Annotated in this window: 12 protein-coding genes; 8 read left to right on the top strand and 4 right to left on the bottom strand. The window is 41.8% G+C overall.

Annotated features, from left to right (window positions below; translation table 11 throughout):
- Positions 1–7: 7 nt before the first annotated feature.
- Positions 8–1,045: a type IV pilus twitching motility protein PilT gene (locus CXF80_RS19855; protein ID WP_101034598.1), complete on the bottom strand. Its 1,038-nt coding sequence runs from the start codon at positions 1,043–1,045 to the stop codon at positions 8–10.
- Between the two features lie 27 nt (positions 1,046–1,072).
- On the opposite strand from CXF80_RS19855, the gene CXF80_RS19850 reads away from it, so the two are divergent.
- From CXF80_RS19850 to CXF80_RS19815, 8 genes are all read left to right on the top strand, one after another.
- Positions 1,073–1,768 carry a YggS family pyridoxal phosphate-dependent enzyme gene (locus tag CXF80_RS19850; protein ID WP_101034597.1) on the top strand — a complete coding sequence of 232 codons (696 nt, stop codon included), beginning with the start codon at positions 1,073–1,075 and terminating at the stop codon, positions 1,766–1,768.
- 426 nt (positions 1,769–2,194) lie between these two features.
- Complete coding sequence (gene proC, locus CXF80_RS19845) at positions 2,195–3,013, top strand: pyrroline-5-carboxylate reductase (RefSeq protein WP_101034596.1); 819 nt, start codon at positions 2,195–2,197, stop codon at positions 3,011–3,013.
- A 238-nt stretch (positions 3,014–3,251) separates the two neighbouring features.
- Positions 3,252–3,800, top strand: coding sequence for a YggT family protein (locus CXF80_RS19840; protein WP_101034842.1), 549 nt, complete (start codon positions 3,252–3,254; stop codon positions 3,798–3,800).
- 99 nt (positions 3,801–3,899) lie between these two features.
- A complete protein-coding gene (yggU, locus tag CXF80_RS19835) occupies positions 3,900–4,199 on the top strand; it encodes a DUF167 family protein YggU (RefSeq protein WP_101034595.1) in 300 nt (99 codons plus the stop codon).
- A 49-nt stretch (positions 4,200–4,248) separates the two neighbouring features.
- A complete protein-coding gene (locus CXF80_RS19830; RefSeq protein ID WP_101034594.1) occupies positions 4,249–4,710 on the top strand; it encodes a DUF4426 domain-containing protein in 462 nt (153 codons plus the stop codon).
- 503 nt (positions 4,711–5,213) lie between these two features.
- Positions 5,214–5,780 carry an RdgB/HAM1 family non-canonical purine NTP pyrophosphatase gene (rdgB, locus tag CXF80_RS19825; protein ID WP_232772245.1) on the top strand — a complete coding sequence of 189 codons (567 nt, stop codon included), beginning with the start codon at positions 5,214–5,216 and terminating at the stop codon, positions 5,778–5,780.
- 3 nt (positions 5,781–5,783) lie between these two features.
- On the top strand, positions 5,784–6,923 hold the full coding sequence (gene hemW / locus CXF80_RS19820; protein ID WP_101034593.1) for a radical SAM family heme chaperone HemW: 1,140 nt from the start codon (positions 5,784–5,786) through the stop codon (positions 6,921–6,923).
- Between the two features lie 216 nt (positions 6,924–7,139).
- Positions 7,140–8,996, top strand: a complete 1,857-nt coding sequence (locus CXF80_RS19815; protein ID WP_101034592.1) for a DUF885 domain-containing protein — start codon at positions 7,140–7,142, stop codon at positions 8,994–8,996.
- A 954-nt stretch (positions 8,997–9,950) separates the two neighbouring features.
- Here CXF80_RS19815 and CXF80_RS19810 read toward each other — a convergent pair.
- From CXF80_RS19810 to glsB, 3 genes are all read right to left on the bottom strand, one after another.
- The gene (locus CXF80_RS19810; RefSeq protein ID WP_101034591.1) at positions 9,951–10,892 is read right to left on the bottom strand and encodes a LysR family transcriptional regulator; all 942 of its coding nucleotides are present in this window, start codon (positions 10,890–10,892) and stop codon (positions 9,951–9,953) included.
- A gap of 404 nt (positions 10,893–11,296) precedes the next feature.
- A complete protein-coding gene (locus CXF80_RS19805; protein WP_101034590.1) occupies positions 11,297–12,109 on the bottom strand; it encodes a YggN family protein in 813 nt (270 codons plus the stop codon).
- A 238-nt stretch (positions 12,110–12,347) separates the two neighbouring features.
- Positions 12,348–13,262, bottom strand: coding sequence for a glutaminase B (glsB, locus tag CXF80_RS19800; protein WP_101034589.1), 915 nt, complete (start codon positions 13,260–13,262; stop codon positions 12,348–12,350).

Raw genomic sequence — 13,262 nt, 5'->3', positions numbered from 1 at the left:
CAGTTCCTTAGAAATTAGCTTGTTTATTCGAACTTTTCTGCATCGCATCTTCGCGGGTAATTAAGCCACGATTGACCAAATTTTGCAGGCATTGATCAAGGGTTTGCATGCCGTGAGACATACCCGTTTGAATGGCTGAATACATTTGCGCGACCTTGTCTTCACGAATAAGATTTCGGATCGCGGGTGTACCCATCATAATTTCATGAGCGGCTACTCGGCCACCACCAATTTTCTTAATCAATGTTTGCGAAATAACGGCTTGAAGTGACTCTGACAACATGGTGCGTACCATGCTTTTTTCACCTTCAGGAAATACATCGACCACACGGTCAATGGTTTTGGCTGCCGAGGTGGTATGCAAAGTACCAAACACTAAGTGACCCGTTTCTGCGGCCGTCATGGCTAAACGAATGGTTTCAAGGTCGCGCATTTCACCCACAAGAATAACATCAGGGTCTTCACGCAGTGCACTTCTCAGCGCCGCATTAAAGCTATGGGTATGTTTGTGAACTTCGCGCTGATTGATTAAGCATTGTTTGTTTTGATGGACAAATTCTATCGGGTCTTCAATGGTTAAAATATGTTCATGTCGATTTTCATTAACGTAGTCGACCATCGCGGCCAATGTAGTCGATTTACCCGACCCCGTTGGCCCTGTCACTAATACCAATCCACGTGGGTAACTGGCGATTTTCTTAAAAATTTCTGGTGCACCAAGTTGCTCAAGAGATAAAATTTCAGAAGGAATGGTACGAAATACCGCGCCTGCACCACGAGACTGATTAAATGCGTTAACACGAAAGCGAGCTAGATTGGGGACTTCGAATGAAAAATCGATTTCTAAGTGTTCTTCATAGTCTTTACGTTGTTTATCATTCATGATGTCATAAACAAGACTATGAACGCCTTGATGATCTAACGCAGGTAAATTAATTTTCCTCACTTCACCGTCAACACGGATCATGGGGGATACGCCTGCTGAAAGATGTAGATCTGATGCTTTGTGTTTGACACTAAAGGCCAGTAATTCAGTGATTTCCATTGTAGAGACATCCATTAAACCAACATTATGACAACAATAGCAGACAGAATATCAATCGCCCAGAGCAGAATTAATCAAGCGGCGCAAAATTGTTCACGTTCTCCAGATGAGATAAACCTACTGGCGGTGAGCAAAACCAAACCCATAAGTGACATTATTGCAGCTTATCAAGCGGGGCAACGTTTATTTGGGGAAAACTATGTCCAAGAAGGCGAAACTAAGATTAACGCTTTGCAGGCAGATTACCCAGATATAGAATGGCATTTTATTGGCCCGCTGCAATCGAATAAAACCAAAATTGTCGCCGAGCATTTTGATTGGATGCATACGCTAAGTCGCGGCAAAATAGCCCAACGTTTGCATGAACAGCGGCCGAGCGACAAGTCGCCATTAAACGTGTGTATTCAAGTCAATATTAGCCAGGAAGAGTCTAAGTCGGGTATCAATTCTGCAGATTTTGCAGATGTCGCCACGTTAGCACTTACTATCGCATCCTTGCCCCACCTTAAACTGCGCGGATTAATGGCGATCCCAACTGCCACTGATGATGTACAACTTCAGCAACAAGAATTTAGTCAATTAAAACAACTTTTTGAGCAGCTCAAACAGCAATATCCTAGCGTCGACACTCTATCTATGGGCATGAGCGGCGACATGGATATCGCCATCGCTAACGGATCAACCATGGTGCGCATCGGCAGTGCTATTTTTGGTCAAAGATAAAATCAACAGCCTAGAGCGCTTCGCGGCTAGAGGCTATAAAATCTATAGCAACAGCCTAGAACGCTGTGCTGCTAGGACGCTTCGCGGCTAGATTCTATACAATCTATAGCAAGAGCCTAGAGCGCTGCGCTGCTAGGACGCTACGCGGCTAGATTCTATACAATCTATAGCAACAGCCTAGTCGCACAGCGACTCAATCTTAGCAGCGAAGCTGTCCCTAGAAGCGAAGCGCTCTATCCGCGCAGCGGCCTAGCAGGACGTAGTCCGCCCTAGCAGCGTAGCGACACTAGAACCGAGCAGCGCAGCGACACTAGAACCGAGCAGCGCAGCGACCCTAGAACCTGGAAGCGTAGCGTCCTAGAGCTGAATTAGGTAACATACACAGCAATTGGACATAAATTCACTCTTTTATTGGATACAGACTTAATGACTCAAGCAAAAGTATGTTTTATCGGTGCGGGCAATATGACTCGTAGCATTATCAGTGGCTTAGTTACACATGGCTATCCTAGTGATCTTATTCATGCTACCAATCCAAGCAAAGGTAAATTGGATGCGTTGCAGCAAGATTTTGCTATTGAGGTTTCCCATGATAACCACGCAGCAGCCAAAGCAGCAGAGGTGATCGTGTTAAGCGTAAAACCTCAATTAATGGCATCTGTTTGTGAAGACTTAAGTTCACTGGATTTAGCGGATAAGTTAATCATCACTATCGCTGCAGGTATTCCGGCGTCTCGTTATCCGGTCTATTTTAAACAACCTATCAAGCTTATCCGCACTATGCCTAATACTCCAACTCAAATTGGCTATGGTATGACGGGTATTTATGCCGATGACAGTATTTCTGCCGAAAATAAGGCCATTTGCGAAACATTAATGCAAAGTGGTGGCAAAGTAGTTTGGGTTGATAAAGAAGCAGAATTAGATCAAGTGATTGCGCTTGCGGGCAGTTCTCCTGCTTATTTCTACTTGTTTATCGAGTCAATGATCGCTTCTGGCGTCAATATGGGCATGGCTGAGGACAAAGCAAGACTCCTTGCTGAACAGGCCGCTTTAGGTGCCGCGCAAATGGTGATCCAAAACCAACAATTATCGGTGACAGAATTACGTCAAAATGTTATGTCAAAAGGTGGCACCACAGCCAGAGCGGTTGAAACGCTCCAGCAAGGCGGTTTAGTTAAATTGGTAGACGAAGCCATGACAAACTGCGTTGCCAGAGCCCAAGAGATGGCTAAAACATTTTAACGCTATGGGATGAATGATTATTTAACTTAACGTTAACCTCTTTAGTGCTAAAATAGTTTTTAGTAAAAACTCAGCTTAAACGCACGAAATCTGAGTGAAAATCGGGTATATTGCAGCTGAGTTAACTGAACTGTTAAATATGCGATCAGTTAATTTAAGCATTTATTTAAGCACTAATTTAAGCACTAATTTAGGTACTAACTTAGGCACTAATTTACATAAACGTAAGGCAATATCCATGAATGCAATGAGTTTTTTAGTCAACACCGTGTTTGACTTATACCTAATGATCGTCATTCTTCGTTTTATGCTGCAGCTTGCAAGAGCGGATTTTTACAATCCATTTAGTCAATTTGTGATTAAAGCGACACAGCCTATTATCGCACCAATGCGTCGACTATTACCTTCGATAGGACGTATCGATACTTCATCAATCTTACTGGCACTGATTGTCGTGTTAGTTAAAATGTTAGTACTTACTTTGATTGCAGGTGCTGCTGTAGACATTCTTACCTTGTTATTGTTCTCATTTATCTCTGTGATAAAACAAGCGGGCGTATTGTTTTTTTGGATGTTACTTATTCGTGCAGTATTAAGCTGGTTCAATCAAAACAATAACCCTATTGTTATGGTTATTGCGCAATTAACAGAACCGGTTTTAGCGCCAGTGCGTAGAATAATACCTGCAATGGGTGGCTTGGATTTATCGGTATTGGTGGTGTTTATTGCAATGAACTTCATTAACATGCTGTGTGCACAATATATTCCTTTTTGGTCAATTATTTAGTTGTCGAATTAAACAACCTCAACTCGGGTTAAGAGTTGGGGTAAATAAACTAAAATTAGCCCATTTCAACAATTTAATATCTCGAGCTGAGGTTAAACAATGAACCCAGTAAGCTATATTAACGATGAGCAGCAAGGTGACTTGCTGCTTTTTGTCTATGTACAACCCAAAGCAAGCCGCGATCAAATTGTCGGCTTACACGGTAACGAATTAAAAATAGCCATAACAGCGCCACCCATTGACGGTAAAGCAAATGCTTATTTATCTAAGTACCTCGCAAAAGCCTGTAAAGTCCCTAAAAGTCAGGTACATATTATCAAAGGTGAACAAGGTCGTCATAAGCAAATTAAAATATGCCAACCCAAAGTTATCCCAGCGGAAATAGCCGCGCTTTTATAGCCGACTCATCTATAATAACGTTATTGCTCAAGCACACTAAGGACAGATTATGTTTCAATCATTGCGTTTATCTCGCTCACTGTTACAAATATTGCTGTTGTCACTCATCGCAATCAGCAATATTGGCAATGCTCACGCAGAACAAAAGCAACAAGTGGGTAATTTTGATATTCATTACATGGCGCTTAGTAGCACCTTTATTACCCCAGAAATAGCTAAAACCTACGGCATAGAACGCAGCAGTTACAATGGATTAGTCAATATTACCGTGCTAAATACCAGCCAAGAAGGACATCCCGCGGTCTCGGTTGAAATTTCAGGCATCGCCAATAACTTAATTGATGCACGCATGACGCTTGATTTTAAAGAAATCCGTGAAGGCGAATCCATCTATTACATCGCAGAAGTGCCTTACCGCGACGATCAAGACGTCAATTTCACCATTGCCATTAAGTACAAAAATCAATTAAATACCTCGGTGAAATTCAAACAGAAGTTCTATGTAGATTAAGGCCTAAAATCTCGATAACGAGCGATATCGAGCGATAAAAGCCTAGAGCGCTGCGCTGCTAGGACGCTTCGCGGATAGATTCTATAAAATCAACAGCCTAGTCGCCCAGCGACTCAATCTTAGCAGCGAAGCTGTCCCTAGCGGTGACGCAGTCCGTCCTAGAAGCGAAGCGCACTATCCGCCTAGCGGCCTAGGATCTTAGCAGCGAAGCTGTCCTTAGCAGTGACGCAGTCACGTCCTAGAAGCGAAGTGCACTATCCGCGTAGCGGCCTAGGATCTTAGCAGCGAAAGCTGTCCCTAGCAGTGACGAAGTCACGCCCTAGAAGCGAAGCGCACTATCCGCGTAGCGGCCTAGGATCTTAGCAGCGTAGCGCATCGCAACCTTGTTAGCGTATAATGACCGCAAATTTATCCTCATCTTAAAAAAACTTATGCATACCCTAGTGAAACAACAAATTGTTCTTGCCAGTGGCAACAAAGGCAAACTTGCCGAATTTGATCAAATGCTGACAACATTTAATATTGAAGTATTACCACAGAATAAATTTAACGTGACTGAGGTTGCAGAGACAGGCACCACGTTTGTTGAAAACGCTATAATAAAAGCTCGTCATGCCGCTGAAATTACCGGTAAAGCCGCTATTGCAGATGATTCAGGTATTGAAGTTGATGCATTACAAGGCCAACCAGGCATATATTCAGCGCGCTATTCTGGCCCCGGTGCTACTGAAACCAGCAATTACCTTAAATTACTTGATGCATTGCAAGGTGAAACGCTTCGTAATGCCCGGTTTCAATGTGTGCTGGTGTATATGCGCCATGCAAAAGATCCGACGCCCATTATTTGCCAAGCCTCATGGGAAGGGACCATAAATCATACCCCACAAGGCGAGCAAGGCCATGGTTATGACCCGATATTTATCCCGCAAGGTTTTGATTGCTCGGCAGCAGAGTTAACTCGTGAGCAGAAAAATGCCCACAGTCATCGAGGCAAAGCACTTGAACTTTTAGTGAGTGCAATGAAAGCCCAAGGTATCATTTCATCGAACAATACTACGGATGATAATTAATAAATGACATTGCAATTGCCACCCCTTAGCTTGTATATCCATATCCCATGGTGTGTACAAAAATGCCCTTATTGCGATTTTAACTCTCACGGCCAAAATGGTGAGTTACCACAGCAACAATATGTCGATGCGTTATTAGACGATTTAAAACAAGACTTGGCTTATGTTCAAGGTAGAAAGGTGCATACCATCTTTATCGGCGGTGGCACGCCATCGTTATTTGATGCGAGCCAAATTCAACGCATACTTGAAGGGGCGCAAGCATTGATCCCTTTTGACGATAATATTGAAATCACTATGGAAGCCAACCCAGGTACACTAGAGCACGATGACTTTAGTGCTTACCGTGCTGCGGGTGTCACGCGCTTATCTATTGGGGTGCAAAGTTTCTCAAAAGAAAAACTTAATTTACTCGGACGTATCCACAACGAAGATGAAGCGAAAGTGGCGGCTGAAAAAGCCAAGCAAGCTGATTATTTAAGTTTCAATCTCGATTTAATGCATGGTTTACCGAACCAAAGCTTTGATGAAGCCATGCATGATATCGACACGGCAACAGCCTTAGCCCCACCGCATCTTTCTTGGTATCAACTCACCATTGAACCCAACACCTTGTTTCATTCAAAACCGCCACAATTACCAGACGATGAGAACCTGTGGCAAATTTACGAGCAAGGTCAGCAACGCTTAGCGGCATTAGGTTATGAGCAATACGAAATATCAGCCTATGCAAAACCTGGATTCCAATGTCGCCATAATCTTAACTATTGGCAATTTGGCGATTACCTTGGCATCGGTTGCGGGGCCCACGGCAAAATCACCCTGCCCGACTCAAATCGGATTGTCCGTACCGTTAAAATAAAGCACCCCAAAGGCTACCTCTCAGCAGATAAATATACCTTTGAAACTACAGAGGTGATTGAAGACGATCGCCCATTAGAGTATTTAATGAATCGTCTTAGATTGATGACGCCAATCCCTAAAACTGAATTTGAGCAGCGAACAGGGCAATCGGCAGATGTGGTCAAGCAAGGGATGCAAAAATCAATTGAACGCGGATTATTGACCGAGACCACAACACATTGGCACTTAACGCAAAAAGGCCACATGTTTGTCAATGATTTGCTATCCCAGTTTATCTAATCACTAGATTTAATTACTGGATTTAATTACTGGATTTAATAGAAAAATATGGCTCGCAGCTTACTGTTATACCCAGATGCTGCGAGTCGCAAACCCCAAATAGCGACATAACCGCGCCATTACCTCTACCTTACATACACATTTTCTAACATTTATATTTACACCTTTAGCTAAAGCTTGATTAGGATGTGCCCTTATAACTTTGGGATGATATCAATGACTATTAAAACAAAAACAACTCTGATTGCTGTTGCGTTATCAAGTTTATTCGCTACATCAGCTATTGCACAACTGCATAACATGCCGCAATTAAGCTCTCAAGAAAGTACAGTAACAACAAGCCAGCAAACCGAATCAGCAAAAGCCAATGCATTGTTTGAAGCCATTTTTATGGAAAATGTTATGGCAAGTCCAGTTAACCAAACTTACCTTGGGATCAAACAAGATTATGGCAAGTGGAATGACTTATCAGAAGCCGCTGCCGATGCAAATTTAGCCCGCAGTAAACAGCAACTGGCAAGATTAACCCGCCTTGATGCGACTAAGCTCGATGAACAGGCCTCACTCAGTTTTGAACTATTAAAAGCCAGTTTAGAACACAGTATTAGCGATGATAAATGGCGTTATCACACCTATCCGATTAACCAAATGAACGGTGTTCACTCAATGGTGGCCTCGTTGCTTATTAATCAACATCAAATAACAGATGAGAGTGATGCAAAAGCGTATATCAGTCGTTTAAACGCCATACCGACACTGTTATCACAATTACAAACCTCATTAGAAATTCGTGCCGAAAAGTATATTATCGCGCCGAAATTTGTATTCTCATATGTGATTTCTGATAGCAAAAATATTATTACTGGTGCCCCATTTGCCAATACGGGAAAAGACAGCGCGTTATGGGCTGACGCGAACCGTAAGATAAATAAACTCGATATAACCGATGGCAACAAACAAGCCTTATTAGCCGAAGTAAAACAGGCTCTGCTTACTAAGGTAAAGCCTGCTTATGAGCAATTAATCAACTATACAAAGTCACTTGAAGCACTTGCTGATACTCAAGATGGTGTTTGGAAACTGCCTGACGGGGAAGCGTTTTACAATAATGCCCTCGCCCGCACCACCACCACTGACATGACAGCAGACACCATACATGAGCTCGGCTTAAACGAGGTTAAGCGTATTCATGATGAAATGCGTGTCATTATGAAAAAGGTGCATTTTGACGGCAACTTAGCAGCGTTTTTTGTTTTCATGCGCGATGACCAACAGTTTTATTACCCTGACACTAATGAAGGTAAAACAGCATATCTCACCCAAGCCAAGTCTCTGATCGATACTATGGAGTCTCGTTTAGATGAAGTATTTACCATTAAGCCTAAAGCCGCTTTAGTGGTACGAAAGGTGGAGGCTTTTAGAGAGAAGTCGGCAGGTAAAGCATTTTACGATCAACCAGCACCAGACGGATCTCGTCCAGGCACCTATTACGCTAATTTATATAAAATGGAAGCGATGCCAAAATATCAAATGGAGGCTCTGGCCTACCATGAAGGGATCCCTGGTCATCACATGCAAATTGCTATTGCACAAGAACTGCAAGGCATTCCAAAATTCCGTAAATTTGGCAGTTACACTGCTTATACTGAAGGCTGGGGACTTTACTCTGAATATTTTCCTAAAGAAATGGGCTTATATGCAGATCCTTATTCAGACTTTGGCCGTCTATCAATGGAACTGTGGCGCGCATGTCGTTTAGTCGTTGACACCGGAATACACGCTAAAAAGTGGACTCGTGAGCAAGCTATTGCCTATTACGTCGATAACACACCAAATGCGCAATCTGATGCCATTAAAATGGTCGAGCGCCATATTGTTATGCCATCACAAGCAACCGCGTATAAAGTGGGAATGATTAACATACTTCAGCTACGTGAACATGCCAAAAAAGAATTAGGCGCCAAGTTTGATCTTCGTGAATTTCACACCTCCATCTTGAAAAATGGGCCATTGCCATTAGACATTCTTGCAGAGCAGGTAAATAAGTGGATTAAACAGGTTCAGTCGCAGTAATTTAGCGTTGGTTATTGGTACTGGATAAAGTAAAGCACCAAGCTTGGATTATGGTTATGGTTTTACTTTCATAATGCCACAAAAAAATAACCCCAGCTCAACGTCTGGGGTAACCAAATAAACTAGGATGATGGTTTCAAGACTGGCATTATATTAGTTCAAAACCACTGCCAGTACTGATTCAAAATTTGCTACCTTGCCGATTTGTACGCTTAACTGAAAAGGGGTCATTTCTCAGAAAACGCATGCTTCAAATCATTTCGAATCAACTAATAACTATTGTATTGATATCAGAACAGACTTCAACAACTTAACTCTGGTATTTAGCAGCCCCCTTGATTAGCTACCTAATGAATAACTAATAAATTAAAAGCTTAATAAACTGATAAATATAACTTTAATATTAAACTGCAAGATAATTTTTGGCTTTGTTTTAAAAAGGAAACAGTGTTTCCGCTTTTACCTAGCATCGACTCTAAACAGGAGTGGGAATATATGGTTAACAACGGATGTATTTTAAGTTTGCAGTATCAAACTTGCCATGTGTTTTGCTAACAAGGCGGATTGACGTATTAATCGCTATGTTAAGAGCCGCATTAAGCGCTGCCTCAATAACTATATTAATAGCTGGCCTATTGTAAGTCGATACAAGGCGGGTAGCGCAACACTGGGCTGTTTGATAACCGTTTATTATCCAGAGTTGAGGTTAGTTAACATCAACTCTTGATAAGAGATGGGAGTAAATGGTTAGAAACGGATGTCTTTTAAGTCCGTAGTATAAAACTTGCCATGTGTTTTGCTAACAAGGCGGATTGACGTATTAATCGCTATGTTAAGAGCCGCGTTAAGCGCTGCCTCAATAACTATGTGCCATTCCAGCCTATGTAAAGTCGATACAATGCAGCTAGCACAACACAGGGCTGTTTGATAACCGTTTATTATCCAGAGTTGAGGCTATTTACGCTGTTTGTACAAATTTTCAAACTTAGCGTCCCAATAAGGTGGGCTACTAATGTGCGTTTTAATAAAATCAATAAACGCACTCACCTTTGGAGCCAGGTGTTTACGACGCGGATACACCGCTTGTAATGGAAGATTATGGGTCAACTGCCAATCAGGTAACAAAGGAACCAATGTCCCTTCAGCAATTTCATCTTCCAGCAAATAACTGGCTAAGTAAACAATACCTAAACCACTCACTGCCGCCGATTTTAATGCCGGCGCATTATCAACACGGAAATTGCCTGATACGCCAATTTCGCAATAATCATCGCCCTTTTTAAATTGCCACATACTGTGCTCATGCCACTCGCCTTGATACACCAAGCAATTGTGTTCAACCAATTGTTCAGGCCGGCTAATGTTTCCGTGCTGGGCAACATAACCTGGTGATGCGACTAACAAAAACTGACATTTCATCAACGGCCTTGCCACCATACCCAGCGGTAATTGCTCAGACATGGTTAACAACAGATCTAAACCTTCGCTGACAACGTCAACTTTGTGGTCAAGCAAGCTGATTTGTAGTTCAAGATCTGGGTGTCTCGCCATAAATTCTGGTAAAGCAGGAATAATATGCATAGTACCAAATGATTGCGAAATCCCGACTTTCAATACACCACGAGTGGCATCATTTAAGTTGTGAACACTTGATACTGCCTGTTCTGCATCTCGAAGTAGTTCTTCGCCTTGAAGATACAATAGATTGCCGGCTTCGGTAAGACTTAAACTGCGTGTTGTACGCTGAATAAGTTGAACGCCAAGTTTATGTTCAAGATCTGCAACTTGAGTGCTCACTTTAGATTTAGAAATGCCAAGACGTCTGGCTGCAGCACTAAAACTTCCTGCACGTGCAACATGAGTAAAAATTGCGATAGGTTCTAACAGTTCTAACATGAAAGTCGCCTTAAGCTGGTTACGACATTAATAAAAATTTCAGATGTCTGTTTGCCATTGCTGGTAACTAAACCTTGCTAAGCACAATATCAACATTCAGTTATTAAGAGTGTTGATGCTCAATGAGCATCGAAACAAACCAATACTGTAAATCAACACAAACAAATGACTACTCCGAAATATAACCACATCCAAAAATAGAGTGCAATTTTGTTATAGTTTTTATTAGTATAACAAAAAAAGCCTGTCGAGCTGTATATTTATAATTGACAATTTTTTTATCAGAACAAAGCAACACTAGCTATAGCGGCAAAATAGCTAAAATAGGCGGAAAAAAAAAGCCCCTGTGTCTTTAAAAAAGCACAGGGGAAGGTCAGGTGTCCGGGAAGACAGCTTGAACAAGGTTACTCTTTTATATCGCCTAGCGTAGCTAAGGTGTAAGGTGCAAGTTCTGGGATGGCTTTACGCACTCGACTTTCTAACACTAATAATCCTTCAAAATTATCACAAACCTCAGTCGCGCGTTGCTCCAGACCTTGAGATTGCGACTCAAGTTGTTGCTCGATGTCTTTACCGACGTTGTCCATTTTTTGTGAAAAAGTATTCATTTTCTCTTCAAACGAACCACCTTCAGAAGACATGATCTGGCTACCTAATGTCATCATTAATGAGCCCATTGAGTTCGTTACCATTTGCTCTATTTCTTGCTCAAACTCTTCATTAAAGGCATGTTCCATTGAAGATTCAGTTGAGCCTAAATAAAATTTATCACCTTGTTGATAAGCCATAGTATCAATGCGTTGTTGAATACCTGTCATCATCTTATCAATCTGAACGCCTGTGGCATCGCCAAATATTGGTGTTAGCGCCATATTGACAGCCTGAGATGCCATCGACACAACGTCGGTGACTAAATCAATCACTTCAGGAACTTGGCGAGATAGCTCATCAGAATATTGAGTTAATAACAGCCGTTGCTTGTCATTTAATGCGACTTCTTTACCGTCGACATACAATTGACCCAGTTGAACGCGATATTTCTCGCTGCCATTATCACTGATCTGTAAACTTTTCGGTTCAACGGTCACGTCATAGTTTAATGTCACGTTACACTTTTCATCATTAATTGACATTTTTGCCATGGCTGGAGTCAATGCCCCTGCAGTGAATAACATGCTGGTTAACGCTAAACCACAAATTAACTTCTGTTTGGTCATGATAAAAATCCTTTTGTTAAACGAATATCGATAAAATCTATTCAATATAATTAGTTATAGCACAATAAAGCACTAGTCATGCCAACAAGTATAGTTGCTTGATTTATATGTTATTTTTATAAACTTTCAAATTTAACATCTACTAAATGAACAAAAAACATCACCCTCTTCGTAAAATAAACCAAAAAGTAGTCTATTTTACGAATAGTGATGTGAAATTAAAAATAGTGATGTGGAATTAAAAAATTGAACGACCTAACTGCTGGCTTAAATGCTCAAGTAAGGCTGTACCCGCCAATGAATTGCCATTATTGTCGAGTTCAGGCGACCACACACAGATAGACATGTCACCAGGAATAATCGCAATAATACCGCCGCCTACGCCACTTTTACCCGGCATACCCACTCGGTAAGCAAACTCGCCTGCGCCATCGTATAATCCAGACGTTGCGAGTAATGCATTAAGCTGCCGAGTTTGCACTGGTGAGACTAAGCTATCGCCATCGAGTGTCTTACCACGATTGGCCAAATAGAACATCGCCCGGGACAAATCAGCACAATTCATCCTTAACGCACAATAATGAAAATAGCTTTTAAGTACGGTATTCACGTCGCCATTGAAATTACCAAATGACTTCATTAAATAGGCAATAGAAGCATTACGTGCACTAAATTGATACTCAGAATCTGCTACCACTTTGTCGAAGGCTAATGTGGTATTTTGGCTCAACTGACGCACCACCTCAAGCATATGATGTTTAGGTGCACCCAAGCGTGCTTGCAACAAGTCCGCAATGACTAACGCGCCTGCATTAATAAATGGATTTCGCGGTTTGCCACGCTCTAGTTCAACCTGTACAAGCGAGTTAAATGAATGCCCAGAAGGTTCTTTACCCACTCGACTCCAGATTTCTTCTTCTGTATATAAATTAAGTGCCTGAGTCAGGCTAAAGACTTTAGAAATACTTTGAATGGAAAAAGGTTCAAGATAATCACCCGCACCAATTGTTTGACCGTCAATGGTGGTAACTGCAATACCTATTTTGTTGGGGTCAACGCAGGCAAGAGCAGGAATATATCCTGCCACCTTACCTTTACCCAATAGCGATCTTACTTTATCGACAGCGTCTTGAAGTAATAATTGCTCTGGCAA

The organism is Shewanella sp. Actino-trap-3 (assembly GCF_002836275.1).
Taxonomy (GTDB): domain Bacteria; phylum Pseudomonadota; class Gammaproteobacteria; order Enterobacterales; family Shewanellaceae; genus Shewanella; species Shewanella psychromarinicola.
This window is presented reverse-complemented; position numbering and strand designations above follow the sequence as displayed.

Coding starts and splice junctions, on each gene's coding strand:
- yggU (WP_101034595.1), top strand. CDS start 3,900: ATGAACCCAGTAAGCTATATTAACGATGAGCAGCAAGGTGACTTGCTG.
- CXF80_RS19855 (WP_101034598.1), bottom strand. CDS start 1,045: ATGGAAATCACTGAATTACTGGCCTTTAGTGTCAAACACAAAGCATCA.
- CXF80_RS19830 (WP_101034594.1), top strand. CDS start 4,249: ATGTTTCAATCATTGCGTTTATCTCGCTCACTGTTACAAATATTGCTG.
- proC (WP_101034596.1), top strand. CDS start 2,195: ATGACTCAAGCAAAAGTATGTTTTATCGGTGCGGGCAATATGACTCGT.
- rdgB (WP_232772245.1), top strand. CDS start 5,214: ATGCTGACAACATTTAATATTGAAGTATTACCACAGAATAAATTTAAC.
- hemW (WP_101034593.1), top strand. CDS start 5,784: ATGACATTGCAATTGCCACCCCTTAGCTTGTATATCCATATCCCATGG.
- CXF80_RS19840 (WP_101034842.1), top strand. CDS start 3,252: ATGAATGCAATGAGTTTTTTAGTCAACACCGTGTTTGACTTATACCTA.
- CXF80_RS19810 (WP_101034591.1), bottom strand. CDS start 10,892: ATGTTAGAACTGTTAGAACCTATCGCAATTTTTACTCATGTTGCACGT.
- CXF80_RS19805 (WP_101034590.1), bottom strand. CDS start 12,109: ATGACCAAACAGAAGTTAATTTGTGGTTTAGCGTTAACCAGCATGTTA.
- CXF80_RS19815 (WP_101034592.1), top strand. CDS start 7,140: ATGACTATTAAAACAAAAACAACTCTGATTGCTGTTGCGTTATCAAGT.
- CXF80_RS19850 (WP_101034597.1), top strand. CDS start 1,073: ATGACAACAATAGCAGACAGAATATCAATCGCCCAGAGCAGAATTAAT.